We start from the raw sequence: 23,448 nt of genomic DNA, 5'->3' as shown, positions 1-23,448 counted from the left end.
CGGATGAAAACTTGCCATTCGGGTCAACAGGCGTTCTATTCCCCTGCAGCGAGGCGCGCAGACCACGCGAACAGGGGAGAACCACTTGACCGACACCGCTTTCGTCGAATTCGATCGCGTGCAGAAAAGCTATGACGGCGAAGTGCTTGTCGTCAAAGACCTGAACCTGACGATGCCCAAGGGCGAGTTCCTGACGATGCTGGGGCCGTCCGGTTCCGGCAAGACGACCTGCCTCATGATGCTCGCCGGGTTCGAGACCGCGACGCATGGTGAAATCCGCCTCGACGGGCAGGAGATCAACAACATCCCGCCGCACAAGCGCGGCATCGGCATGGTGTTCCAGAACTACGCCCTGTTCCCGCACATGACGGTGAACGAGAACCTCGCCTTTCCGCTGGAAGTGCGCGGCATGGAAAAGTCCGTGCGCGAGGACAAGGTGCGCCGCGCGCTCGACATGGTGCAGATGGGCGCGTTCGGCAATCGCCGCCCGGCGCAGCTGTCAGGTGGCCAGCAGCAGCGGATCGCACTGGCGCGCGCGCTGGTATTCGAGCCCGAGCTTGTCCTGATGGACGAACCGCTGGGTGCGCTCGACAAGCAGTTGCGCGAACAGATGCAGTTCGAGATCACGCGCCTTGCGCATGACCTGGGGATCACCACCGTCTACGTGACCCACGACCAGACCGAGGCGTTGACGATGTCCGACCGCGTCGCGGTGTTCAACGATGGCGTGATCCAGCAACTCGCCCCGCCCGACCAGCTGTACGAAGAGCCGGAAAACAGCTTCGTCGCCCAGTTTATCGGCGAGAACAACACGTTGGAAGGCCGCGTGAAGGCGATCAGCGGCGGCATCGCCGAGGTCGAGCTGCACGATGGCCGGATCATCGACGCCAAGCCGGTCAACGTGCACAATCCCGGCGAGCGCACGCGCGTGTCGATCCGTCCCGAACGGGTGGAGATGAACACGGCGCGGCTGCCCGAGGGTGCGCACACGCTGGAGGCCGAGGTGCAGGAATTCATCTACATGGGTGATATCTTCCGCACGCGCCTGTCCGTCGCGGGCAACGACGATTTCATCGTCAAGACCCGCAACGCGCCCGGACAGACCCGCATGGAGCCGGGTCAGAAGATCCAGATCGGCTGGCTGGCCGAGGATTGCCGCGCGCTCGACGCGGCCTGAGTTCACTTGCGCGGGCGGGGTCCACTTCCCCGCGCGCCGTTCACGACCGGGGCCATGCAGCCCAGACCCGGTCAGACGTTCCAAGGGCTGCAAAGGGAGAAGACAATGAAACTCAAGACTGCATTGCTGGCGACCGCGCTTGGCGGTGTTGCCTTCGGCGCAGCGGCACAGGAAGTGACCGTTATGTCGTGGGGCGGCGCCTACACGAAGTCGCAGGTTGAAGCCTATCACAAGCCGTTCACCGCGGAATTCGGCATCGCCGTGAACTCGGTCGACAGCGACAACCCGGCGACCCCGATCAAGGCGCAGGTCGAAGCGGGCAACGTGACCGTGGACGTGGCCGACGTGGAATTCTCGGACGCCGTGCGTCTGTGTGACGAAGGCCTTCTGGAAGAGATCGACCTGTCGATCCTGCCCGACGCGCCCGACGGCACCTCGGCCGAGGACGACTTCATCGAAGGCGCGCTGCAGGATTGCGCGGTGGCCAACATCGTGTGGTCGACCGTCTATGCCTACAACACCGCCAACGTCGACGGCACGCCGACTACCATCGGTGATTTCTTCGACACCGCGAAATTCCCCGGCAAGCGCGGCCTGCGCAAGTCGGCCAAGGCAACGCTGGAAATGGCCCTGATGGCCGATGGCGTGCCCGCGGGCGAAGTCTATGACCTTCTGGAAACCGACGAAGGCGTCGACCGTGCATTCGCCAAGCTTGATTCGATCAAGGGCGACATCGTCTGGTGGGAAGCCGGCGCACAGCCGCCGCAACTGCTGGCAGACGGCGAAGTCGTCATGTCGACCGCGTATAACGGCCGTATCTTCAACGCCGCCGTGGCCGAAGGCCAGCCGCTCGAAGTGGTCTGGGACGGTCAGATCCTCGACTTCGACCTGTTCGTGATCCCGAAAGGCGCGCCGAACAAGGAAGAAGCGCTGAAGTTCATCGCCTTCTCGACCGACACGCAGCGCCTGGCCGACCAGGCGTCGTGGATCTCCTACGGTCCCGCGCGTAAGTCGTCCGGTGCTCTGGTGGGCCTCTTCAACGACGGCAAGACCGAGATGGCTCCGCACATGCCCACGGCAGCGGCCAACCTCGAGAACGCCCTCGTGAACAACTTCGAGTTCTGGGTCGACAACGACGCCGAGCTGAACGAGCGCTTCAACGCCTGGCTCTCGCAATAATCCCGGTTGGGGCAGGCCCGTGCGGCCTGCCCCTCCTTCGCCGTGGAGCGCGTGTCGCTCCATCGCCAAGGACGCCATCCGGAGGCCCACATGGCCGACATGACCGCCGATGTCGCGCAGATGCGCGGATCACAGGAAAAGCTGACAACTGCCGACGGCAAGCCGCTCAAGGTCGCGTTGGCCGCGGCGCAGGCGCGCTCCAAACGCCGCGCGTTCTACCTTGTCGCGCCGCTGCTGTTCTTTGTCCTGCTGACCTTCGTCGTGCCCATCGGGCAGATGTTGCACCAGTCGGTCTACAACCCCGATTTCGTCTACAAGACGGACGTGACGACCAAGGAAACGACGCCCATCATGGTCAACCTGCGCAACTGGTTCGACGAGAACCCGCGCGGGACCGAACCGGAAGAGGCGGCTTACGAGGCGCTGGCCAAGGACCTCGTCGTGCTGCGCGAGGTCAAGGCGGCGGGCATCGCGGGCACGCGGATCAACTACGAACGCTCCGGCTCGCGGTCGCTGTTCACCAAGTCCGCGCGCAAGGCCAAGAAGCTGGAAGCGCCCTACAAGGAGGCGCTGCTCGACGTCGATGACGAATGGGCCGATCCCACGGTCTGGGCCGCGATGCGCAACGCCTCCTCGGCCTACACGATGAACTTCTACCTCGCCGCCATCGACAAGGCCCGCGCCGTCGACGGATCGGTCGAGGCGGTGGACGAGAAACGCAAGCTCTACGTCAAGCTGTTCATGCGCACGCTGATGCTGTCGATCCTCATCACCTTCCTGACCTTCGTCCTCGGCTATCCGATCGCCCACATGCTGGCGACGCTGCCGCTGCGCTACTCGAACCTGTTGATGATCCTCGTCCTCCTGCCCTTCTGGACGTCGCTGCTGGTGCGGACGACGTCATGGATGGTGCTGCTGCAAAGCCAGGGAGTGGTGAACGACGCGCTGGTGGGCACAGGCCTGCTCGCGGACGAGAACCGCATCCAGATGATGTACAACCAGATCGGCACGATCATCGCGATGACGCATATCCTGCTGCCCTTCATGGTGCTGCCGCTCTACTCGGTCATGCGGCCGATCAACCCGTCCTATGTCCGCGCCGCGCGGTCGCTGGGCGCGACTTCGTGGACGGCGTTCCGGCGCATCTACTTCCCGCAGACGATCCCCGGCATCGGCGCCGGTGCGCTGCTCGTCTTCATCCTCGCGGTCGGCTACTACATCACCCCCGCCCTCGTGGGCGGCGCCGATGGCCAGCTGATCTCGAACCTGATCGCCTTCCACATGACGAAATCGCTCAACTGGTCGCTCGCCGCCGCGCTTGCGGGTCTGTTGCTGGCGGGGATCCTTGTCCTCTACTGGCTCTACGACCTGCTGATCGGCATCGACAACCTCAAGCTGGGATAACCAAGATGCGCGCGTCCGTCCTTCTTCGGTTCAGAAATACCTCGGGGTCCGGGGCAGCGCCCCGGCGCTCGCAACAGGGAGCCTGCTGATGGCCCTTCCGACCCACGCCTCCACGCTCGAACGCGTCTGGCACCGCGCCTACCAGGTGATCTGCGCGCTGATTTTCCTGTTCCTGATCGCGCCGATCCTCATCGTGATCCCGCTCAGCTTCAACGCCGAGCCGTACTTCACCTTCACCGAGGGCATGCTGAAGCTCGATCCCGAGGCGTATTCGACCCGCTGGTACGACCTGCTGCTGACCTTCGGGATGCAGGCGCCCGAGGCACCGCGGGACGGCAACTGGTGGTCGGATGCGTGGGAGAATGCACAGTGGATCAACGCTGCGAAGAACTCGGTCATCATCGGCTTCTTCTCGACGCTGGTGGCCACGGCGCTGGGCACGTTGGCGGCGCTTGGCCTGTCGCGTCCTGAAATGCCGTTCCGCCGCGCCATCATGGCAGTGCTGATCTCGCCCATGATCGTGCCGATCATCATCACGGCGACGGGGCTGTTCTTCTTCTACTCCAAGACCGGGCTGGCCAACTCCTATGCCGGGATCATCCTTGCGCACGCGACGCTGGGTATCCCGTTCGTGATCATCACGGTGACGGCGACGCTGGTGGGGTTCGACCATTCGCTGACCCGCGCGGCGGCGTCGCTGGGCGCATCGCCGTCGAAGACCTTCTTCTCGATCACCCTGCCGCTGATCCTGCCGGGCGTGATCTCGGGTGCGCTCTTTGCCTTCGTGACCTCGTTCGACGAGGTGGTGGTGGTGCTGTTCATCGCGGCGCATGACCAGCAGACGATCCCGCGCCAGATGTGGAATGGCATCCGCGAACAGATCAGCCCCGCGATCCTGTCGGTTGCGACGCTGCTCGTGATCATCTCGATCGCATTGCTGACGACGGTGGAACTGCTTCGCCGCCGCTCTGAACGTCTGCGCGGGCTGTCTCCGGGCTAGGTTGGGTGCGCGGCGCGCGCGCACCCCGCCTGTTTCAGACGTTCAGCTTGCGGCGCATCCGGCTGATCTTGCCCTTGAACGCGTTGCCCTTCTTGGCCTTCGTGTCGTCCTTGATCGGCTGAAGCCGCCACCAGTCGGTATCGTCGTTCCAGCGGCGCCAGATGTTGCCCTCGGCATCGGTGACATGGGCGATACAGTTCGGGCGGTCTCCGGGTTTGGACCCGACGCCGCTGCCTTCCTTCCAGAACCATGTCAGGTTGGAGCAGATCACGCCCTTCTTGACCGACCATTTGCCCACCGCGACCGCGGGGCCCTGCTTGTTGCAATAGGCCGTGGCCTCGAACCCGCCGCCGAAATAGACCCCGCCCTTGCAACCGGTCCAGATGCGCGAGGTCCCGGCGTAGAAATTGGCGACCGTCTGGCTGTCGGTGATCTTGGCGTTCTTGGGCTTGGGGTCGGCAAAGGCCGTGGCGGCGCCGAGAACCAAGGCGGCGGAAATGATTGAAATCCTGGTAATGGACATGGCGAACCCTTTCTTGAAAATGTGGGTTCAGTGTACGCCAGAGGCCGTTTTCCCGCCACGCACCCCGCGGCAAGCGTGAATACAGCGTGAATCCGGCGGTCCGCGCCGGAGCCGCTCAGGCGGTGTTCAGTCCACGACAAGGCATGTTGCGTCCAACTGGCACGAGTTGCGCCAAGCCATTGATGTCTCGGGCCGCATCTGCGCCCCGAGACCAGTTTCACAAACCTGCGGCGGGTTATTCCGCGGCGCGTTTGGGCAGCACCCAGTTCGGGCGCGGGAAGTGGCAGGTGTAGCCGTTGGGGAAGCGTTCCAGGTAATCCTGGTGCTCCGGCTCGGCCTCCCAGAAATCGCCCACGGGTTCGACCTCGGTCACCACCTTGCCGGGCCAGATGCCGCTGGCATTGACGTCGGCGATGGTGTCGAGCGCGGTCTCTTTCTGGGCCTCGTCGGCATAGTAGATGGCCGAGCGATAGCTCATGCCCACGTCGTTGCCCTGCCGGTTCAGCGTGGTCGGGTCGTGGATCTGGAAGAAAAATTCCAGCAGTTCGCGGAAGCTGATCCTCGACGGGTCGAAGATGATCTCGATCCCCTCGGCATGGGTACCGTGGTTGCGGTAGGTCGCGTTCGGCACGTCGCCGCCGGTATAGCCCACCCGCGTCTTTTCTACCCCCGGCAGCCTGCGGATCAGGTCCTGCATGCCCCAGAAGCAGCCTCCTGCCAGAACGGCGCGTTCGGTCGTCATGTCACGTCCTCCACTTGGTCGAGATACTTGCCATAGCCTTCGGCTTCCATGTCATCGCGGTGAATGAAGCGCAGCGAGGCCGAGTTGATGCAATAGCGCAGCCCGCCCCGGTCCTGCGGTCCGTCGGGGAAGACGTGGCCGAGGTGGCTGTCGCCGTGTTTCGAACGCACCTCGACCCGGACCATGCCGTGGCTGAGGTCGCGGTGTTCGGTCACGTTGTCGATCGGCTTGGTAAAGGACGGCCATCCGCAGCCCGACTCGTACTTGTCGGACGACGCGAACAGCGGCTCGCCCGAGACGATGTCGACATAGATGCCCGGCTCCTTGTTGTTCAGAAGCTGGCCCGTGCCCGGACGCTCGGTGCCGCTTTCCTGCGTGACCCAGTATTGCTCTTCGGTCAGCGCGGCGATGGCGTCGGGGTCCTTGTGGTAGTCGGTCATGCAGCCCTCCTTCGGCGGTCGCCTCATTATGTGGCGTGGCGGAGCGAATTTCCAAGCGGCGATCACGCCGGGGTGAGGTCAGCGTTTGCGCCGCCCGCCGGTCGTGCGCGACGCGAAGGATGGCGGGCGCTTGGCCACCCAAGCCGCGAATTTCGCAAGCCGGGGATGGGCGCGCAACGCTTCGGGCGTGGCATAGTCGCGGGCCAGTTCCGCCTCGGTCAGGGTGGCGTGGATCTCGCGGTGGCAGATGTGGTGCAACAGCACCGTCGGCCCGCCCTTGCCGCCTTTCAGCTTGGGGACCAGGTGGTGCAGCGATTGCGGAACGCCGGGCGGGATCGGGCGCAGGCACAGGGGGCAGACGGGGTCGCTCATGGCGACGGATAGGGCCGCAGCGCGGACGCCGCGTCAATCCTTGGCTTGCCATTCGTGGGACCGGTAGACATAGCATAGACGCACGCGGGACCGCGGGGGGACACGTTATGGAATTCGATCTGGCCAGCCAGCCGGAATTCGTGCAGCAGGCGGTGGGCTATGCCCAGCAGGCCTGGGACATCTCCAAGACCTGGCTTCTGAGCCCGGCGGCATGGTCGCAGTTCGGGCTGCTGCTTGCAGCGTTCCTCCTCGCATGGTTCGTCAACCGCCAGGTTCAACCGGTCCTGTCGCGCCTGCTGACACCGGCCGAGGACCAGACGGGCATCCTTGCCACGATCCGGCGGTTCATCGGTGGCTTCCTGCCGCTTCTGCTGCCGCTTCTGGCCTTCGTCTTCACCGCCATCGGCGAACAGATCGTGCGGTCGATCTTCGAATCCGGTGCGGTGATCGCGTTCGGCAAGCGGGTCTTCCTGTTCCTCGCCGTGCGCGCCTTCGCGCGCGACATGGTGCGCGACCCGTTCCTGAAGCTGATCGCGCGGTTCTTCTTCGTGCCGGTCGCGGGGCTGTATGCCCTGGGCCTGCTCGACCTCGTGATCGAGAAGCTGCGCACCACCATCGTGCCGCTGGGCAACATGTCGTTCGACCTGCTGTGGATGGTGCAGTTCATCATCATCGGCGGGCTGATCTTCTGGATGGGCCGCTGGTCGAACGACCAGTCGAGCGGTTACATCAACGCGCAGGACGAGATGCGCCCGGCGCAGCGGCAGCTGGCCGTCAAGGCGGCGGAGATCGCGATCTTCGGCATCGCCTTCCTTGTCCTGATGAACATCATGGAGATCAACCTCGCCTCGCTCGCCGTGCTGGGTGGCGCGGTGGGTGTCGGGCTTGGCTTCGGTCTGCAGAAGATCGCGGCCAACTTCATCTCGGGCGTGATCCTGCTTCTCGAAGGGCAGGCGACGGTCGGCGATTACGTCGAGCTGGATGACGGGCAGTCGGGCACGATCGTCAAGACGACCGCGCGGGCGATGTTCCTGGAAACCTATGATGGCAAGTGGATCGTCGTCCCGAACGAGGATTTCATCACCACCCGCGTCACCAACTATTCCGACCAGGGCAGTTCGAACCGCTACGAGGCGCCGTTTTCCGTCAGCTACGACACCGACATCAACGAGGTGCCCGCGCTGGTCGAGGCGGCGGTGGCCAAGCATCCCGGCGTTCTGGACGAACCCTTCCCGCCGGATTGCGAGTTGCGGGGCTTCGGCGAGTCGGGCGTGGATTTCGCGGTCGAGTTCTGGGTGAACGGGATCGATGACGGCCCCAACAAGTACACCTCCGACGTGCTGTTCCTGATCTGGAACGCGCTCAAGGCCGAAGGGATCGAGATTCCCTATCCGCAGCGCGTGGTCGAGTTGAAGGGCATGGACAAGGTGCCGGGCACCTGAGGCGGGGACGGCGTCTGCCATGACCAGAGCAACGGCACTCGTGATCGGCGCGGGCCCGGCTGGCCTGATGGCGGCAGAGGTCATGGCCGGGGCCGGGCTGGCGGTCACCGTGGCCGATGCCATGCCGTCGCCCGCGCGCAAGTTCCTGATGGCGGGCAAGTCCGGGCTGAACCTGACCAAGGACGAGTCCGGCGATGCCGTGCTGGCGGCCTATCACGGCGCGGGCGTCACGCCGATGGTCGCGCAGTTCGGCCCTATCGAGGTGATGGAATGGGCCGAGGACCTGGGACAGGCGCTGTTCGTCGGATCCTCGGGCCGGGTCTTTCCCAAGGCGATGAAGGCCTCGCCGCTGTTGCGGGCATGGCTTGCGCGGCTCGACGGGATGGGCGTGGTGCTGAACCGGCGCTGGCGGTGGATCGGCGCGCCGGGAGAGGCGCTGTTCGACACGCCTGAGGGCGAGGTGCGGCTGGAGCGGGACGTGGTGGTCATGGCGCTGGGCGGCGCGTCTTGGGCGCGGTTGGGATCGGACGGCAAGTGGGCCGCGCGGATGGGCGACCGCGTCGCGCCCTTCCAGCCGTCGAACATGGGTCTTCTGGTCGACTGGTCGGACAAGATGGCCGAGCATGCGGGCACGCCGGTCAAACCCCTGCGGCTGAGCGCGGGGGATGTGAGCCTGCCGGGAGAGATCGTCATCACCGCTCGCGGGATCGAAGGCGGGGGCCTTTACGCCGTGTCCCGCCCGGTACGCGAGGGCGCGACCCTTACGCTTGATCTGATGCCTGATCTGTCGGTCGACGCGGTCCGGGCGCGGCTGGCGCGGAAGCGCGGCAAGGCGAGCCTGTCGACCCACCTGCGCAAGACGCTGGGCCTGCCTGCCGTCAAGCGCGCTCTCATGTACGAATTCGGGCGGCCATTGCCGGACGAACTTGCCCCGCTCCTCAAGGCCTTGCCGGTGGCGCACAAGGGCCCGCCGCCGATGGACGAGGCGATCTCGACCGCCGGTGGGCTGCGGTTCGACGCGCTGACGGGCGGGCTGATGCTGCGCGACGTGCCGGGGTGGTATGCCTGTGGCGAGATGCTGGATTGGGAAGCGCCCACGGGTGGCTACCTGTTGACGGCCTGCCTTGCGACCGGGCGCTGGGCCGGACGCCACGCCGCCGCGCGGGCCTTGCGGTAAGAGACCGCCCGCCCGGCATTGACCTTCGTTGCCCGTGCGGCAAGTGTCGGCGCATGTCTCCCCTGCGCGGTATCGCACTGAAACTCACCGCCGTGTTCCTGTTCATGATCATGGCGTCGCTCATCAAGGCGACCGCGGATGTCGTGCCGCCGGGCGAGGCTGTGTTCTTCCGCTCTTTCTTTGCCATTCCGGTGATCCTTGTCTGGCTGGTCCTGCAGGGCGAGGTTGCGACCGGGCTGCGGGTCAAGTCGCGCTGGGGGCATTTCTGGCGCGGCGCGTCGGGAGCGGCGGCGATGGTTTTGAGTTTCGCCTCGCTCGGGATGCTGCCGCTGCCGGAAGTTACCGCCATCGGCTATGCCGCGCCGCTCATCACCGTGGCGCTGGCCGCGTGGCTGTTGGGAGAGCGTGTGCGGCTGTTTCGCTGGTCGATGGTTCTGGTGGGGCTGGTGGGTGTCCTGATTGTTCTGTCGCCGCGCCTGAGCATCGGGAGCGATGTGGAACGGCTGGCGGCGATAGGGGCGGCGCTGGCGCTGGCATCCGCCGCGCTGCGGTCGCTGGCGCAGGTGTATATCCGCAAGCTGGTGCAGTTCGAGACGACCTCGTCCATCGTGTTCTACTTCTCGCTCACCTGCACGCTGTTGTCGCTCGTGACGTTGCCGTGGGGCTGGGTGATGCCCGGCCCGGCGGATGCGGCGATGCTGATCGGTGCCGGTATCGTGGGCGGGATCGCGCAGATCTTCCTGACGACCGCCTATCGCCACGCGCCGGCCTCGCTGATCGCGCCGTTCGATTACGCGTCGATGCTGTTCGCGCTGATCATCGGCTACGTGGTGTTCGAAGAGGTGCCGACGGCGGTCATGCTGGCGGGGTCCACGGTGGTGATCGGGGCCGGCGTGGCGATCATCTGGCGCGAACGCGCGCTGGGGCTGAAGCGCGGGACCGCGCGGAGCCTGAAATCCCCGCACGGGTAAGGGGGCGGGTCACGCCCGGCGCTTGGCTTCCTGCGCATCCAGCGCTTCGGAAAAGGCGCGGGCGGTGATCCCGGCATCAAGGCTTTCGCGCATCAGTTCTGGCTGCGTCTTGGGGGCAAGGCCACCCACGGGCGGGTCGGTGTCGAGGTTCGTGGGAAAGCTGTAGCCATAAGTGGAGGCGGCGATCACGGCGTCGCGCTGCGCCTCGGTCACCGCGCCCGACCGGCAGGCTTTCAGGAGAGCGGGGTAGAGCGCGTTGCACATCGCGACCCGGTCGATCTCTTCCATCGCGCAGCCGAAGGGAGAGGAGATCTGCAACAGGTTCACCAGCCGCTTGAGGTCGGAGGTGCGGTTCTCTCCGGCGGCGTGGAAGAGCGCGGGCGAGAAGAACACCGCGTCGCCCTTGGCCAGTGGCACCTGCACGCAATGCTTTTCGAAATGCGCGCGGAAATCGTCGCGGCGCCACGCGGCGTATCCGGGGCGGTAGGTTTGTGAGAAGGGCAAGAGCTTGGTCGGGCCGCCTTCGACGGGGGTGTCGACATGGGCGATCCCGCCTTGCAGCGTCATCAGCGGTGACAGGTCGTGCACATGCGCCGGATACCGGGCCGAGCGTTCGGCGGTCTGGAAGCCGAGGTGGTAATCGCGGTGCGCCTGCTGCGCCGCGCCGCCGGGATAGACGAGGTTCACCTGCGCGGTCATCTGGTATCCCGGCCCCAGCCACGCCTCGCACACGGCGTCGATTGCGGGGGTGGCGAAGTAGGCGGCAAAGACCTCGGGCGCGGCGAGGCAGAGTTTCTGGAGCGAGTTCCAGATACGGTCATTGGTGCCGGCGGCGAAGTGGTCGGCCTTGGCGCCGCTTTCGGCTTTTTCGGCGGCGATGATGCGGGTGTAGATGTCGGTCGCCGCGTCGATGGCAGCCATGTCGGGGCAGCCGCCACGCAAGACCAGCGCGCCGGGGCCGTTCAGCAGAACCTGCGCCCATTCCGCCATGATCTGTTGCCGGTGCTCGGCCAGCGGCAGAGCGGCCATGTCGTAGACGGGAATGCGGTGGATGACGTCTGCCGCGTTCGGGATCATCGCGGCGTCCACCTCTTGCGCGGTGATCGCGGCGAAGTCTTCCAGCTTGCAGGCATCGGCCGTGTAATATCCGGCGGTCATGGCGGCTCCTCCAGTGCGTGCTGCGATGATCCTAGCAGCGGAGAGGTTGATCGGCGCTTCAAAACACATCAGAAACACATCAAATGACCCATCGCTTCCCCATCAAGGAAATCGCGCGTCAGGCGGGCCTTGGCCCCGCGACGGTAGACCGGGTGTTGAACGGGCGCGCGCATGTGAGCCCGCAGGCGCGGGCGCGGGTGGCGGCGGCCTTGGACGAGCTGGCGACGCAGGAGGCGCAGCTGGCCGCGCGCGGGCGGCGCGTGTTCGTCGACATCATTGCCGAGGCGCCGCACCGGTTTAGCCGCGAAATCCGCAAGGCCGCTGAAAGCATCGCGCCGCAGGTGCCCGGTGCCGTGATCCGCCCGCGTTTCGCCTTCCAGGAGGTGATGACGGTAGGAGAGGTCGTGGACATTTTGGAACGGGTTCTAAAGCGCGGGACGCAAGGTGTGTGCCTCAAGGCGCGGGACGTGATGGAGGTGCGCGCGATGGTGGCGCGGCTCGAAGGGGCGGGTATTCCGGTGGTGACGCTGGTGACCGACCTTACCGGGACGGAACGTGCGGGCTACGTGGGCCTCGACAACGCCAATGCGGGGCGCACGGCGGCGTTCCTGATCGCGCAGGCGCTGCGTGGTGAAGGGACCGTGCTTGCCTCGCGCAGCCAGGAGGATTTCACCGGGGAGGCGGCGCGGTTCGCGGCCTTTCGGGAGACGTTGCACGCGCTCGCCCCCGGTTTGCGGATCGTGTCGTTCAGCGGGGGCGGCGGGGTGGAGGGCGAAACCACCCGTGCGCTTGCCAACGCACTGGCGGATCAGTCGAGGATCGACGCGGTCTACTCGATGGGGGGCGGCAATCGCGCGATCCTGCGGGTGCTGGACGATCTGCGCATGACGCCCGCCACGTTCGTCGCGCATGATCTTGATGCGGACAACCGGGCGCTGCTGGCCGAGGGGCGGTTGGCCTATGTCCTGCACCACGACCTAACGGCGGATATGGCGCGCGCCTTCGGCCTGATCACAGCGCGGCATGGTCTGGCGCCTGCGCAGGCAACGGGCATGGCCGAGGTGCAGGTTGTCACGCGGTACAATGTCCCTGCCTAACCGCCGCGCTTGCATGGGCCACGGGATTCGGGCTTTGATACCGGCATGAGCACGCGCAAGGACTGGAACCACACGCCCGAGGATATGCCGATCCGGGTCAGCCCGTTATGGCGGCGTCCGCTTGTCCTGCGGGACGTGCTGGCGTGGTACGCGGGGGCGTGGCTGCCGTGGACGTCGAATGTCGCGATCCTGCTGCTGGCGATCCTCGCCTATACCTATGCCAGCCCGACCCTGGCCGAGGCCGCGACGCCCGGCCTTTGGATCGGGGTGATCTGGCTGCGCAACCTCGCGCTGGCATTCTGCGTCGCGCACGGGCTGCACCTGGTCTTTCACGGGCGCGGCTGGCAGGGCCCCGATCACAAGTACGACCCGCGCCCCTATCCGCGCCGGGGCCGCATGTTCACGCTGGACGACCAGTTGAAGGACAACATGCTGTGGACGCTGGCCAGCGGCGTGACGCTGTGGACGCTGTACGAGGCGCTGATCTGGTGGGCGATGGCGAACGGGTACGCGCCGGTGACGTCATGGTCGCAATCGCCGGTCTGGTTCGTGGCGGTGTTCTTCCTGATCCCGATCTGGGAGAGCTTTTACTTCTACTGGATCCACCGGCTGCTGCATTGGGGGCCGTTCTACCGCTTTCACGCGCTGCATCATCGGAACACCGATGTCGGCCCGTGGTCGGGCCTGTCCATGCACCCGGTTGAACATGTCCTCTATTTCGGCACTGCGCTGATCCATTTCGTGGTGCCCACCCACCCGCTGCACCTTGTCACGCACCTGATGTTCTACGCGCTTTACGCGATCACGACGCATACCGGGTTCGAAGGGTTCTGGGCCGGTGGGCGCAAGCGTCTGCATCTGGGCAATTTCCACCACCAGCTGCATCACCGGTATTTCGAGGTGAATTACGGCACGCTCGAAGTGCCGTGGGACATGTGGTTCGGCACCTTCGACGATGGCACGCCGGAGGCGCGGGCGCGGTTGCGCGGACGCAAGCGGCAGGCGGGGTAGACGCCTCAGGCGCGGCGGAAGATCGTCATGCGCGTCAGGTCACCCGCATGGTCACCCTTGGCACCGGCGCCATAGATCGGTCGATCCTCGAACATCAGGTCGGTGACGGGCAGGGCGTCCAGCGCCGTGTCGAACCCGTGGGCGGCGAAATGTTCGGCGTTGATGGACAGGATGAACAGCGCACCGGGTGCGGCGGCTTCCAGCAGGTGCGGCAGGGCGTCGGGGCCGACATGGCCATGGGTGAAGGTGCCGGAACTGACCAGCGTGGCATAGCCGCCGGGCAGGTCGAGCGGCCGGGTCACGTCGGCGGCATGCAGCGCGCGGTAGACGCCCTTGGCCCGTGCGACTTCCAGCATCTCGGGCGACAGGTCGATGGCGTCGACCGGGCCTATGCCCTCGGCCGCAAGTGCCTCGCCCACCAGCCCCGTTCCCGCGCCGATATCCAGAACCGGGCCGCGCGCCCCGTGTCGCGCGCAAAGGTCCCGCACGTGACCGGGGATCAGGAACGCCATGTCGGCGGCGAAGGTGATGTCATAGGTCTCGGCCCACTCGGCATATAACCGGCGCGAGGCATCCGCACCGTCGAGCGCGTAGGCAGAGGACAGGTCTGGTGAATTCCTGGGCATGTCCGGACCATGGCAGCACCGCTGCCCCGCGATCAAGCCTTGCGCGCGCCCATGCCGGGCGTCATGTACCGTGGGTATGTCACAGACACTTCTTTCCTTCGGGCACGGATATTCCGCGCGGGCGCTGCACCGCGTCCTTGGCGACGACTGGACGGTGATCGGCACGACCCGGTCGGCCGACAAGCTGGCCGACCTTGCGCGCGAGGGGGTCGAGCCCCGGCTCTGGCCGGGCACCGACCTGACCGCCGACATCCGCGCCGCGACGCATCTCCTGATCTCGGCCGGGCCGGGGGATGCCGGGGACCCGGTGCTGCGTGATTTTGCCGACGCGATCGCGGAAGAGGCGCCGCGACTGACTTGGGTCGGGTATCTGTCCACCACCGGGGTCTATGGCGATCACGGTGGCGGTTGGGTGGACGAGGACAGCCCGCTGCACCCCGGTACCAAGCGCGGGCAGATGCGGCTTGAGACCGAGCGGCGCTGGCAGGCCATCCCTGGGCTGCCGCTGCACATCTTCCGGCTGGCGGGCATCTATGGTCCGGGTCGTGGCCCCTTTGCCAAGGTGCGCAACGGCACGGCACGGCGGATCGTCAAACCGGGGCAGGTGTTCAGCCGCATCCATGTCGAGGATATCGCACAGGTGCTGGCCGCCTCCATCGCGCAGCCGTCGCCGGGGCGCGTCTACAACGTGTGCGACAACGACCCGGCCCCGCCGCAGGACGTGATCGGCCACGCCGCAGAACTGCTGGGCCTGCCGCTGCCGCCGGAAGAGGATTTCGCCACCGCCGAGATGTCGCCCATGGCGCGCAGTTTCTACGCGGATTCGAAGAAGGTGAGCAACGCGCGCATCCGCGAGGAACTGGGCGTCACGTTGCGCTATCCCAGCTACCGCGAGGGGTTGGCGGCGATGCTTGCCGAAGATGACGGCACCTTGCCGCAACGCGATCACTGACCGCCCGACGCGCCCTTGCGCGCCCCGCACCCACGCGCCATATCGCGGGGCGACGAGCGGAGGGTTTGATGCGGGCACGGATCGCGGCATTTCTGGAACAGGCATGGGTGCGCAACGGGATCATCGGGGTGATCCTGTTCAACGCGGCGATCCTTGGGCTTGAAACCTCGGACGAGGTGATGGCGCGGGCGGGTGGCTTGATCGAGTTGCTCGACCGGCTGTGCCTTGCCATCTTCGTGGCCGAGATCGGGGCCAAGCTGGTGGCCTACGGCACGCGTTTCTTCCGCAACGGCTGGAACATCTTCGATTTCGTGATCGTGGGCGTCGCGCTGATCCCCGCCGCGCAGGGCCTGTCGGTGCTGCGGGCGCTGCGGATCCTGCGGGTGCTGCGCGTGATCTCTGCCGCGCCGCGCCTGCGGCGGGTGGTCGAGGGGTTCGTGACCGCGCTGCCGGGCATGGGCAGCGTGTTCCTGCTGATGGCGATCATCTTCTACATCGGGTCGGTCATGGCGACGAAGCTGTTCGGCAGCGCCTTCCCCGAATGGTTCGGCACGCTGGGGCTGAGCGCCTATTCGCTGTTCCAGATCATGACGCTGGAATCGTGGTCGATGGGGATCGTGCGCCCGGTGATGGAGGTCTACCCCTACGCCTGGATGTTCTTTGTCCCGTTCATCATGGTGACCACCTTCGCGGTCGTGAACCTTCTGGTGGGTCTGATCGTGAACTCGATGCACGACGCGCATGCCGAAGAGTCGAACGCGGCGACCGACACCTACCGGGACGAGGTTCTGCGGCGGCTTGAAGCGATCGAGAAGCGGCTCGCCGAAAAGTAGGACGGAACGGAGGGCGGGCCGGGGGCATTGATCCTGCAAGACCTACAGGAGAGGCCATGTCCTTCAAATCCGCCCTCGCCCGCCTCGTGCACCCGATCGAGCAAGTGATCGACAGCCTGCGCCCCCGCGCCATGCCGGAAAAGCCGGTGATCGAGGCCTATGATGGGTTCGCCGGGCCAGACGCGCTGCATCTTCAGGGCCGGGTCCTCAGCCATGTCGCGCGCTCGGACGTGCGGTCCGGCCAGTCGAAGCGGGAGAATGCGTGGCAGATGCTGCGGCTGTTCTTCACCGACGAGGTGCAGGGGGTGGAGGTCTGTGCCGGGGACGTCTGCACCCTCAGCGACGAGGAAGGCTATGTCCGCCTGTCCATCCCGCGCCGGGGCCTTGCGCCGGGCTGGCACGACATCGACGTGACGCTGCCGGCCTACCCGCACATGCGCGCGGCGTTGCCGGTGCGGGTGCCCGGACCCGATGCGCCCTTCGGCGTGATTTCGGACATCGATGACACGGTGATGCAGACCGGCGCCTATTCGCTGAAGCGAAACCTCTGGACCACCTTCACCGGCAATGCGCAGACGCGGCACGTCTTCCCCGACGCCTTGGCACTGATGCAGCGTGCGGAGGAGGCCGGCGCGCCTGTCTTCTATGTCTCGTCCTCGCCGTGGAACCTGTTCGGGTTTCTCAGGGAGGTCTTTGCCCGCGCGGGATTGCCGCGGGGGCCGATGTTCCTGCGTGACCTCGGCATCAGCGAGCGGCAGTTCATCACCGGCACCCATGGCGATCACAAGGGCGCGGCCATCGACAGGATCCTTGCCGCCCATCCCGGCCTGCCCTTCGTGCTGGTGGGCGATACCGGCCAGCACGACGCCGAGGTCTATCACGCCGCGCACCTGCGCCATCCGGGGCGCATCGTGCAGGTCATCCTACGCGAGCCCGGTCCCGGCCCGTCAGACGAAGCGCGGGCCGAGATCGACGCGATGCGCGCCGCCGGCCTGCGCGTGACGACCGGGCAAACCTTCGTCGGGATGACCTTGCCGCCGGCGCGGCCCGGTCAGGAACGTACCAGCTTGTCGTAGCTTTCCGTCATGTCGCGGCACAGCTCGCCAACTTCGAACATGTGCTCGCCGATCTGGGCGACGGGGGTGACCTCCGCCGCGGTGCCGGTCAGCCAGCATTGTTCGAAACTGTCGAGTTCCTCGGGCATGATGTGGCGTTCGTGCACCTTGATCTGGCGGTCTTCGAGCATGCCGATGACGGTCTGCCGGGTGATGCCGTTCAGGAAGCAGTCGGGCAGCGGCGTGTGCACCTCGCCATCCTTGACGAAGAACACGTTGGCGCCCGTCGCCTCGGCCACGTAGCCGCGGTAATCCATCATCAGCGCGTCCGAACATCCCCTGGCCTCGGCTTCGTGCTTGGACATGGTGCAGATCATGTACAGGCCTGCCGCCTTGGCGTGGGAGGGGATCGTTTCGGGCGAGGGGCGCTTCCATTTCGAGATGTCGAGCTTGGCACCCTGCATCTTGGCATCGCCGTAATAGCTGCCCCATTCCCATGCCGCGACGGCCATGCGCACGGGGTTGCGTTTGGAACTGACGCCCATGTCCTCGCCCGACCCGCGCCACGCGATCACGCGGACATAGGCATCGTCCCAGCCATTGGTCTTCAGCACGTCGTACTTGGCCTTCTCGATCTCGTCGACCGAGTAGGGGATCGGCATGTCCAGCTGTTCGCCGGAGAAGTGCAACCGCTCGGAATGCTTGACGGATTCGAATATCTTGCCGCCGTAGGCGCGTTCGCCCTCGAACACCGAAGAGGCGTAATGCAGGCCGTGGGTCAGGATGTGTACGTTGGCTGCGCGCCAGTCCACCAGCTCTCCGTCCAGCCAGATCGTGCCGTCGCGATCATCATATGCACCCGCCATGCCAAGTCCTCCGGTTTGCGAATGTTGCGCAGGTTAGGTCCGTATCGGACATTTAGTTGCGCGAAAACTGTGATTCGATACCTATTGCGCCTTGGAATGTCAACAAGGCTGACGTAGTGTCGAAGAAAGACGTCAGACCGGGCGAGGGAGAGGATGCCGGATACTTTGGGCGCGCCGCGCGGCGAGGCGCTGTTGTTCCTGACCGATGAACAGCTTCGGCAGGGGATCGAGGCGATGTTCTTTGCCTATCGCGGGTTCACCGCCGATCCCGATCGCATCCTGTCGACGCTGTCCTACGGTCGTGCGCATCACCGGGCCATCCACTTCATCAACTGCGCTCCCGGCACGACGGTCAACAACCTGCTGAACATTCTCGGCGTGACCAAGCAGTCGCTGAACCGCGTGCTGCGCACCCTGATCGAGGACGGGCTGGTCGAGAGCCGCGTGGGCCGCGCGGACAAGCGCGAACGCCATCTCTACCTGACCGAGGAAGGCAAGGCGCTGGAGCGCCAGCTGTCGGATGCGCAGCGTGCGAGGATGCGCGCCGCCTACCGCGCCGCCGGGCCCGAGGCGGTGGTGGGCTTCCGGCAGGTGCTAGAAGCGATGATGGACCCCGAGATGCGCCGCAATTACATGAAGCTGCGGGAGGGGCGCGAATGAGCGAACCCGATCCGCATCTCCTTGTCGTCGATGACGACGAACGCATCCGGGGATTGCTGCAGAAATTCCTGATCCGCAACGGGTTCATCGTGTCCGCCGCGCGGGACGCGGCGCATGCGCGGCGGCTGTTGTCGGGGCTGGAATTCGACCTGATCGTGCTGGACGTGATGATGCCGGGTGAAGACGGCGTGTCGCTGACCCGCGATCTGCGGGAAACGCTGGCGACGCCGATCCTGCTGCTGACCGCCAAGGGCGAGACCGAGGACCGGATCGCGGGGCTCGAAGCGGGGGCGGACGACTACCTCGCCAAGCCGTTCGAGCCGAAGGAGCTGCTGCTGCGGATCAACGCGATCCTGCGGCGGATGCCCGACGCGGACGTGGCCGAGGCCGCGCCGAAGGTGCTGAGCCTTGGCCCCGTCCGGTACGACGTGGATCGCGGCGAGATCTGGCAGGGCGACACGCAGGTCCGCCTGACGGCGACCGAGGCGCAGCTGATGCGCATCTTCTCCGCGCAGGTGGGGGAGGCGGTGAGCCGGTCGGAACTGGTGGAGAAGCTGGGCCGCGACGGCGGGCAGGCGCAGGAGCGCGCGGTCGACGTCCAGATCACCCGCCTCCGCCGCAAGATCGAGGCCGACCCCAAACAGCCCCGCTACCTGCAAACGGTGCGCGGCGCGGGCTACATGCTGGCGAGCGATTGACGCAGCGGGCGGGGTCGGCTGTAAATCAGCCGACCTACGGCGCCGCGCCAGATGTAGGTCGGCTGCTTGCCAGCCGACCCCCTCCCGAAAAGGACGACGCGCATGACAACAGCATTGATCACACACGACGCGTTCGACGGGCATGTCACGCCGGACGGGATGCCGGAACGGGTGGCGCGGCTGGAGGCAGTCCGGGCCGCGCTGGAGGACCTCGATCTTCTCCGGGTCGAGGCGCCCCTTGCCACCGACGACGACGTCACCACCCTGCACACCGAAGGCCATGTCGCACGCATCCGCGCGTCGGTCCCACAAAGCGGGTTCGCCGCGCTTGATTCCGAGACATTTCTGGCGCCCGGTTCCGAAGAGGCGGCGTTCCGCGCGGTGGGCGGGGCGCTTAAAGCGGTGGACATGGTGATGGCGAAAGAGGTGAAGAACGCCTTTGTCGCCGCGCGCCCGCCCGGCCACCATGCCGAACAGGCGACGCCGATGGGGTTCTGCATCTTCGGCAACGTCGCGTTGGCGGCGCGGCACGCGATGGACGCGCATGGGCTGGACCGGGTCGCCGTGGTCGATTTCGACGTGCATCACGGCAACGGCACGCAGGCGCTCTTGTGGGACGAACCGCGCGCGCTGGTCGTAACCTCGCACCAGATGCCCCTGTGGCCCGGCACCGGTTATCCCGACGAGCGCGGGCCGCACGATACGATCGTCAACGTCCCGCTGGCGCCGGGAACGGATGGCGGCGCCATGCGCGCGGCCTATACCCAGCAGGTGTTCCCGCGCCTGCGCGCATTCCGGCCAGAATTGATCCTGATCTCTGCCGGGTTCGATGCCCACGCCGCCGACCCGCTGGCTCAATTGCGCTGGGTCGAGGGGGACTTTGCCTGGGTCACGCGCGAATTGTGCGCGCTGGCGGCGGAGTTGTGTGACAGCCGGGTGGTATCGTGCCTTGAGGGTGGCTATGATCTGGACGCCCTTGGCGCGTCGGCGCGGGCGCATGTGCTGGAACTGATGGAGGCTCCATGAGCGACACTCCGGTCGAAGAAATGACGTTCGAGCAGGCCATGGCCGAGCTTGAACAGGTCGTGGGGCAACTGGAGCGTGGTGACGCGCCGCTCGACCAGTCGGTCAGCCTGTACGAGCGCGGCGTGGCCCTCAAGAAACGCTGCACCGATGAGCTGAAGCGGGCCGAGGAAAAGGTGGCCGCGATCACGCTGGACGGTGACGGAAACCCGACGGGTACGGCGCCGCTGGATGTCGGTTGATCTGAAGCGCGACCTCGCGGCGGCGCAGGCGCGGGTCGAGGCGCGGCTGGACAGGGCCTTGCACCACGACAGGGGCGATCTGGCCGACGCGATGCGCCACGCGATGATCGGCGGCAAGGGTCTGCGCGGGTTCCTCGTGACGGAAAGCGCGCGGTTGCACGGCGTGGCCGAGGACGATGCCGTGCACGCCGCCTGCGCGGTCGAAGCGCTGCATGCCTACAGCCTCGTGCACGACGATCTGCCCTGTATGGACGACGACGACCTGCGCCGTGGTCAGCCGACGGTGCATCGCAAGTGGTCCGAAGCGGTGGCCGTGTTGGCGGGCGACGCCTTGCAGACCCTGTGTTTCGAATTGCTGGCCGAGGCACCGAACGCCGTGGCGATGGTGCGCAGCATGGCCGAAGCGGCGGGCCGGGGCGGCATGGTCGGCGGGCAGATGCGCGACATCGCGGCGGAAACCGCGGCAGAGCCGCTGAGCCTCGAAGAAATCACCCTGCTGCAGGCGGGCAAGACCGGCGCGCTCCTGACATGGGCGGCCAGCGCCGGGCCGCGCATGGCGGGTGCGGATGAAGGCGCGTTGCTGGAATACGGCCAGTGCATCGGGCTCGCCTTCCAGATCGCCGACGACATTCTCGATGTCGAAGGTGACGCGGGCACTGTCGGCAAGGCGGTCGGAAAGGATGAGGCCGCGGGCAAGGCGACCTTCGTGTCGATCCTCGGGCTGGACGAGGCGAAACGCCGCGCGGCGGATATTGTCGACGTCGCGGTCAGCGCCCTATCTGTTTACGGGGAGGATGCGGCCAAGTTGCGCGAACTGGCGCATTTCGTTATCTCCCGCAAATCCTGAAGCCGGGAACCCCGCATGACCGACCGCCCTGAAACCCCCTTGCTCGACCGCGTCGCGCGGCCTGCCGACCTCAAGCAATTCTCGGATGCCGAGCTGAAGCAGGTGGCCGAGGAATTGCGTGCCGAGGTGATCTCTGCCGTGTCCGAAACCGGCGGGCACCTGGGCGCGGGGCTGGGCGTGGTCGAATTGACGGTGGCGCTGCATGCCGTGTTCGACACGCCGCGGGACAAGCTGATCTGGGACGTGTCGCACCAGTGCTACCCGCACAAGGTGCTGACCGGACGGCGCGACCGCATCCGCACGCTGCGCCAGAAGGACGGATTGAGCGGGTTCACCAAGCGGTCCGAGTCGGTGTTCGACCCGTTTGGCGCGGCTCATTCCTCGACCTCGATCAGTGCGGCCCTGGGCTTTGCCGTGGCGCGCGACCTCGGTGGACAATGCGAAGGTGGTCTGGGCGACGCGATTGCCGTGATCGGCGACGGGTCGATGAGCGCGGGCATGGCGTTCGAGGCGCTGAACAATGCCGGTCACCTCGGCAAGCGGATGATCGTGATCCTGAACGACAACGAGATGTCGATCGCCCCGCCGGTCGGCGCGCTGTCGTCGTATCTGAGCCGCCTTTATGCCGAAGAGCCGTTCCAGGACCTGAAGGCCGCCGCCAAGGGCGCGGTCAGCTTCCTGCCCGAACCGCTCCGCGAAGGCGCCAAGCGCGCCAAGGAGATGCTGAAGGGCATGACCGTGGGCGGAACGCTGTTCGAGCAGCTGGGCTTTTCCTATCTCGGCCCCATCGACGGGCACGACCTTGACCAGTTGCTGCCGGTGCTGCGCACAGTCCGCGCACGGGCGACCGGGCCGATCCTGATCCACGCGATCACGCGCAAGGGCAAGGGGTATCACCCGGCGGAAAACGCGGCCGACCGGGGGCATGGCGTCGCCAAGTTCGACGTGGTGACCGGCAAGCAGAAGAAGGCGGCATCGAACGCGCCGTCCTATACCAAGGTCTTCGCCGATGCGCTGTTGCAGGAGGCGGCAGAGGATGATCGCGTCTGCGCCGTGACGGCGGCGATGCCGGACGGGACCGGCCTGAACCTGTTCGCTGAACGCTACCCGTCGCGCTGTTTCGACGTGGGCATTGCCGAACAGCATGGCGTGACGTTCAGCGCGGGTCTTGCGGCGGGCGGGATGAAACCCTTCTGCGCGATCTATTCCACATTCCTGCAGCGCGGCTATGACCAGGTGGTGCATGACGTGGCGATCCAGCGCCTGCCGGTGCGGTTCGCCATCGACCGCGCGGGGCTGGTGGGGGCCGATGGCGCCACCCATGCGGGCGCGTTCGACGTGGCCTTCCTTGCCAACCTGCCCGGCATGGTCGTGATGGCCGCCGCCGACGAGGCCGAGTTGAAGCACATGGTCGCCACCGCCGCCGCGCATGACGACGGCCCCATCGCCTTCCGCTACCCGCGGGGCGAGGGCGTGGGCGTCGAGATGCCGGACCGCGGCGTACCGCTGGAGATCGGCAAGGGACGGATTGTCCGTGAGGGCAGCCGCGTTGCGCTGTTGTCCTTCGGCACCCGCCTGTCCGAGGTGGAGACCGCCTGCGAGGCGCTGTCGGCCAAGGGCATCACGCCGACCATTGCCGATGCGCGCTTTGCCAAGCCGCTCGACCGCGACCTGATCCTGCAACTCGCCGCCGATCACGAGGCTCTCATCACGATCGAGGAAGGCGCGGTGGGCGGGTTCGGCAGCCACGTGGCGCAGCTTCTGGCGGACGAGGGCGTGTTCGACGGCGGGCTCAGGTACCGCTCCATGGTGCTGCCCGACACCTTCATCGACCAGGCCTCACCCCGCGACATGTACGCGATGGCGGGCCTGAACGCCGAGGATATCGAGGCAAAGGTGCTCGACGTTCTGGGCGTGGCGTCGCTGGCGGGCAAGCGCGCTTGACGTAGGGTC

The 23,448-nt window shown here is 66.3% G+C and carries 25 protein-coding genes; 18 read left to right on the top strand and 7 right to left on the bottom strand.

Features of this window, described 5'->3' with window-relative positions:
- Positions 1-85 precede the first annotated feature (85 nt).
- The 4 genes from ATO11_RS10135 to ATO11_RS10120 all read left to right on the top strand — a co-directional run bounded on the left by ATO11_RS10135 (position 86) and on the right by ATO11_RS10120 (position 4,760).
- A complete protein-coding gene (locus ATO11_RS10135) occupies positions 86-1,177 on the top strand; it encodes an ABC transporter ATP-binding protein (protein ID WP_050530756.1) in 1,092 nt (363 codons plus the stop codon).
- A 105-nt stretch (positions 1,178-1,282) separates the two neighbouring features.
- Positions 1,283-2,356 (top strand): ABC transporter substrate-binding protein, encoded by a 1,074-nt coding sequence (locus ATO11_RS10130; RefSeq protein ID WP_050530755.1) that lies wholly within the window; start codon positions 1,283-1,285, stop codon positions 2,354-2,356.
- A 90-nt stretch (positions 2,357-2,446) separates the two neighbouring features.
- Positions 2,447-3,760 (top strand): ABC transporter permease, encoded by a 1,314-nt coding sequence (locus tag ATO11_RS10125; protein ID WP_050530754.1) that lies wholly within the window; start codon positions 2,447-2,449, stop codon positions 3,758-3,760.
- A gap of 88 nt (positions 3,761-3,848) precedes the next feature.
- Positions 3,849-4,760 (top strand): ABC transporter permease, encoded by a 912-nt coding sequence (locus ATO11_RS10120; RefSeq protein WP_050530753.1) that lies wholly within the window; start codon positions 3,849-3,851, stop codon positions 4,758-4,760.
- Positions 4,761-4,794: 34 nt separating this feature from the next.
- Here ATO11_RS10120 and ATO11_RS10115 read toward each other — a convergent pair whose 3' ends face one another.
- The 4 genes from ATO11_RS10115 to ATO11_RS10100 all read right to left on the bottom strand — a co-directional run bounded on the left by ATO11_RS10115 (position 4,795) and on the right by ATO11_RS10100 (position 6,837).
- Positions 4,795-5,283, bottom strand: a complete 489-nt coding sequence (locus tag ATO11_RS10115) for a DUF995 domain-containing protein (RefSeq protein ID WP_082176247.1) — start codon at positions 5,281-5,283, stop codon at positions 4,795-4,797.
- A gap of 235 nt (positions 5,284-5,518) precedes the next feature.
- Positions 5,519-6,025, bottom strand: a complete 507-nt coding sequence (gene msrA, locus ATO11_RS10110; RefSeq protein WP_050530751.1) for a peptide-methionine (S)-S-oxide reductase MsrA — start codon at positions 6,023-6,025, stop codon at positions 5,519-5,521.
- Complete coding sequence (gene msrB / locus ATO11_RS10105; protein WP_050530750.1) at positions 6,022-6,465, bottom strand: peptide-methionine (R)-S-oxide reductase MsrB; 444 nt, start codon at positions 6,463-6,465, stop codon at positions 6,022-6,024. Before msrB ends, msrA begins: the two co-directional genes overlap by 4 nt.
- Before the next feature lie 78 nt (positions 6,466-6,543).
- The gene (locus ATO11_RS10100; RefSeq protein WP_050530749.1) at positions 6,544-6,837 is read right to left on the bottom strand and encodes an HNH endonuclease family protein; all 294 of its coding nucleotides are present in this window, start codon (positions 6,835-6,837) and stop codon (positions 6,544-6,546) included.
- Between the two features lie 107 nt (positions 6,838-6,944).
- Between ATO11_RS10100 and ATO11_RS10095 the strand changes: the two genes are divergently transcribed.
- From ATO11_RS10095 to ATO11_RS10085, 3 genes are read left to right on the top strand one after another with little or no spacing between them, the layout of a single operon-like run.
- Positions 6,945-8,279: a mechanosensitive ion channel family protein gene (locus ATO11_RS10095; protein ID WP_050530748.1), complete on the top strand. Its 1,335-nt coding sequence runs from the start codon at positions 6,945-6,947 to the stop codon at positions 8,277-8,279.
- Positions 8,280-8,298: 19 nt separating this feature from the next.
- On the top strand, positions 8,299-9,456 hold the full coding sequence (locus tag ATO11_RS10090) for a TIGR03862 family flavoprotein (protein ID WP_050530747.1): 1,158 nt from the start codon (positions 8,299-8,301) through the stop codon (positions 9,454-9,456).
- Positions 9,457-9,509: 53 nt separating this feature from the next.
- Entirely contained in the window at positions 9,510-10,427 is a 918-nt protein-coding gene (locus ATO11_RS10085) for a DMT family transporter (protein ID WP_050530746.1), read from the top strand.
- 9 nt (positions 10,428-10,436) lie between these two features.
- Here ATO11_RS10085 and ATO11_RS10080 read toward each other — a convergent pair whose 3' ends face one another.
- A complete protein-coding gene (locus ATO11_RS10080) occupies positions 10,437-11,585 on the bottom strand; it encodes a phytanoyl-CoA dioxygenase family protein (RefSeq protein WP_050530745.1) in 1,149 nt (382 codons plus the stop codon).
- An 83-nt stretch (positions 11,586-11,668) separates the two neighbouring features.
- Between ATO11_RS10080 and ATO11_RS10075 the strand changes: the two genes are divergently transcribed.
- Together ATO11_RS10075 and ATO11_RS10070 are read left to right on the top strand one after the other, a co-directional pair.
- Positions 11,669-12,682 (top strand): LacI family DNA-binding transcriptional regulator, encoded by a 1,014-nt coding sequence (locus ATO11_RS10075; RefSeq protein WP_050530744.1) that lies wholly within the window; start codon positions 11,669-11,671, stop codon positions 12,680-12,682.
- A 45-nt stretch (positions 12,683-12,727) separates the two neighbouring features.
- Positions 12,728-13,693 (top strand): sterol desaturase family protein, encoded by a 966-nt coding sequence (locus ATO11_RS10070; protein ID WP_050530743.1) that lies wholly within the window; start codon positions 12,728-12,730, stop codon positions 13,691-13,693.
- 5 nt (positions 13,694-13,698) lie between these two features.
- Here ATO11_RS10070 and ATO11_RS10065 read toward each other — a convergent pair whose 3' ends face one another.
- Positions 13,699-14,319, bottom strand: coding sequence for a class I SAM-dependent DNA methyltransferase (locus ATO11_RS10065; protein ID WP_050530742.1), 621 nt, complete (start codon positions 14,317-14,319; stop codon positions 13,699-13,701).
- Positions 14,320-14,395: 76 nt separating this feature from the next.
- Here ATO11_RS10065 and ATO11_RS10060 point away from each other — a divergent pair, with 76 nt between their 5' ends.
- The 3 genes from ATO11_RS10060 (at position 14,396) to ATO11_RS10050 (ending at position 17,180) form a co-directional block, all read left to right on the top strand.
- Positions 14,396-15,271 carry an SDR family oxidoreductase gene (locus tag ATO11_RS10060; RefSeq protein ID WP_050530741.1) on the top strand — a complete coding sequence of 292 codons (876 nt, stop codon included), beginning with the start codon at positions 14,396-14,398 and terminating at the stop codon, positions 15,269-15,271.
- Between the two features lie 68 nt (positions 15,272-15,339).
- Positions 15,340-16,104, top strand: a complete 765-nt coding sequence (locus ATO11_RS10055; RefSeq protein WP_050530740.1) for an ion transporter — start codon at positions 15,340-15,342, stop codon at positions 16,102-16,104.
- A gap of 56 nt (positions 16,105-16,160) precedes the next feature.
- Positions 16,161-17,180, top strand: coding sequence for an App1 family protein (locus ATO11_RS10050; protein WP_050530739.1), 1,020 nt, complete (start codon positions 16,161-16,163; stop codon positions 17,178-17,180).
- Here ATO11_RS10050 and ATO11_RS10045 read toward each other — a convergent pair.
- Positions 17,156-18,025 carry a branched-chain amino acid aminotransferase gene (locus ATO11_RS10045; RefSeq protein WP_050530738.1) on the bottom strand — a complete coding sequence of 290 codons (870 nt, stop codon included), beginning with the start codon at positions 18,023-18,025 and terminating at the stop codon, positions 17,156-17,158. The two genes, ATO11_RS10050 and ATO11_RS10045, sit on opposite strands and share 25 nt — an antisense overlap.
- 153 nt (positions 18,026-18,178) lie before the next feature.
- On the opposite strand from ATO11_RS10045, the gene ATO11_RS10040 reads away from it, so the two are divergent.
- From ATO11_RS10040 to dxs, 6 genes are all read left to right on the top strand, one after another.
- Positions 18,179-18,685 (top strand): MarR family winged helix-turn-helix transcriptional regulator, encoded by a 507-nt coding sequence (locus ATO11_RS10040; RefSeq protein WP_050530737.1) that lies wholly within the window; start codon positions 18,179-18,181, stop codon positions 18,683-18,685.
- A complete protein-coding gene (locus tag ATO11_RS10035) occupies positions 18,682-19,383 on the top strand; it encodes a response regulator (RefSeq protein WP_050530736.1) in 702 nt (233 codons plus the stop codon). Before ATO11_RS10040 ends, ATO11_RS10035 begins: the two co-directional genes overlap by 4 nt.
- A gap of 102 nt (positions 19,384-19,485) precedes the next feature.
- Positions 19,486-20,409 carry a histone deacetylase family protein gene (locus tag ATO11_RS10030; protein ID WP_050530735.1) on the top strand — a complete coding sequence of 308 codons (924 nt, stop codon included), beginning with the start codon at positions 19,486-19,488 and terminating at the stop codon, positions 20,407-20,409.
- Entirely contained in the window at positions 20,406-20,648 is a 243-nt protein-coding gene (locus ATO11_RS10025) for an exodeoxyribonuclease VII small subunit (protein WP_050530734.1), read from the top strand. The genes ATO11_RS10030 and ATO11_RS10025 overlap by 4 nt, the downstream gene beginning before the upstream one ends.
- Positions 20,638-21,495 carry a polyprenyl synthetase family protein gene (locus ATO11_RS10020; protein WP_050530733.1) on the top strand — a complete coding sequence of 286 codons (858 nt, stop codon included), beginning with the start codon at positions 20,638-20,640 and terminating at the stop codon, positions 21,493-21,495. Before ATO11_RS10025 ends, ATO11_RS10020 begins: the two co-directional genes overlap by 11 nt.
- A gap of 15 nt (positions 21,496-21,510) precedes the next feature.
- Positions 21,511-23,439 (top strand): 1-deoxy-D-xylulose-5-phosphate synthase, encoded by a 1,929-nt coding sequence (dxs, locus tag ATO11_RS10015; RefSeq protein WP_050530732.1) that lies wholly within the window; start codon positions 21,511-21,513, stop codon positions 23,437-23,439.
- Positions 23,440-23,448: the final 9 nt, after the last annotated feature.

The organism is Pseudaestuariivita atlantica (genome assembly GCF_001205715.1).
Classification (GTDB): domain Bacteria; phylum Pseudomonadota; class Alphaproteobacteria; order Rhodobacterales; family Rhodobacteraceae; genus Pseudaestuariivita; species Pseudaestuariivita atlantica.
This window is presented reverse-complemented; position numbering and strand designations above follow the sequence as displayed.

Bases quoted from the DNA above. Each gene is read 5' to 3' on its own strand.
- ATO11_RS10100 (WP_050530749.1), bottom strand. From the start codon at position 6,837: ATGAGCGACCCCGTCTGCCCCCTGTGCCTGCGCCCGATCCCGCCCGGC.
- ATO11_RS10075 (WP_050530744.1), top strand. From the start codon at position 11,669: ATGACCCATCGCTTCCCCATCAAGGAAATCGCGCGTCAGGCGGGCCTT.
- ATO11_RS10095 (WP_050530748.1), top strand. From the start codon at position 6,945: ATGGAATTCGATCTGGCCAGCCAGCCGGAATTCGTGCAGCAGGCGGTG.
- ATO11_RS10080 (WP_050530745.1), bottom strand. From the start codon at position 11,585: ATGACCGCCGGATATTACACGGCCGATGCCTGCAAGCTGGAAGACTTC.
- msrB (WP_050530750.1), bottom strand. From the start codon at position 6,465: ATGACCGACTACCACAAGGACCCCGACGCCATCGCCGCGCTGACCGAA.
- ATO11_RS10130 (WP_050530755.1), top strand. From the start codon at position 1,283: ATGAAACTCAAGACTGCATTGCTGGCGACCGCGCTTGGCGGTGTTGCC.
- ATO11_RS10055 (WP_050530740.1), top strand. From the start codon at position 15,340: ATGCGGGCACGGATCGCGGCATTTCTGGAACAGGCATGGGTGCGCAAC.
- ATO11_RS10045 (WP_050530738.1), bottom strand. From the start codon at position 18,025: ATGGCGGGTGCATATGATGATCGCGACGGCACGATCTGGCTGGACGGA.
- ATO11_RS10040 (WP_050530737.1), top strand. From the start codon at position 18,179: ATGCCGGATACTTTGGGCGCGCCGCGCGGCGAGGCGCTGTTGTTCCTG.
- ATO11_RS10070 (WP_050530743.1), top strand. From the start codon at position 12,728: ATGAGCACGCGCAAGGACTGGAACCACACGCCCGAGGATATGCCGATC.
- ATO11_RS10065 (WP_050530742.1), bottom strand. From the start codon at position 14,319: ATGCCCAGGAATTCACCAGACCTGTCCTCTGCCTACGCGCTCGACGGT.
- ATO11_RS10120 (WP_050530753.1), top strand. From the start codon at position 3,849: ATGGCCCTTCCGACCCACGCCTCCACGCTCGAACGCGTCTGGCACCGC.
- ATO11_RS10050 (WP_050530739.1), top strand. From the start codon at position 16,161: ATGTCCTTCAAATCCGCCCTCGCCCGCCTCGTGCACCCGATCGAGCAA.
- msrA (WP_050530751.1), bottom strand. From the start codon at position 6,025: ATGACGACCGAACGCGCCGTTCTGGCAGGAGGCTGCTTCTGGGGCATG.
- ATO11_RS10090 (WP_050530747.1), top strand. From the start codon at position 8,299: ATGACCAGAGCAACGGCACTCGTGATCGGCGCGGGCCCGGCTGGCCTG.
- ATO11_RS10020 (WP_050530733.1), top strand. From the start codon at position 20,638: ATGTCGGTTGATCTGAAGCGCGACCTCGCGGCGGCGCAGGCGCGGGTC.
- ATO11_RS10125 (WP_050530754.1), top strand. From the start codon at position 2,447: ATGGCCGACATGACCGCCGATGTCGCGCAGATGCGCGGATCACAGGAA.
- ATO11_RS10060 (WP_050530741.1), top strand. From the start codon at position 14,396: ATGTCACAGACACTTCTTTCCTTCGGGCACGGATATTCCGCGCGGGCG.
- ATO11_RS10025 (WP_050530734.1), top strand. From the start codon at position 20,406: ATGAGCGACACTCCGGTCGAAGAAATGACGTTCGAGCAGGCCATGGCC.
- ATO11_RS10115 (WP_082176247.1), bottom strand. From the start codon at position 5,283: ATGTCCATTACCAGGATTTCAATCATTTCCGCCGCCTTGGTTCTCGGC.
- ATO11_RS10030 (WP_050530735.1), top strand. From the start codon at position 19,486: ATGACAACAGCATTGATCACACACGACGCGTTCGACGGGCATGTCACG.
- dxs (WP_050530732.1), top strand. From the start codon at position 21,511: ATGACCGACCGCCCTGAAACCCCCTTGCTCGACCGCGTCGCGCGGCCT.
- ATO11_RS10035 (WP_050530736.1), top strand. From the start codon at position 18,682: ATGAGCGAACCCGATCCGCATCTCCTTGTCGTCGATGACGACGAACGC.
- ATO11_RS10085 (WP_050530746.1), top strand. From the start codon at position 9,510: ATGTCTCCCCTGCGCGGTATCGCACTGAAACTCACCGCCGTGTTCCTG.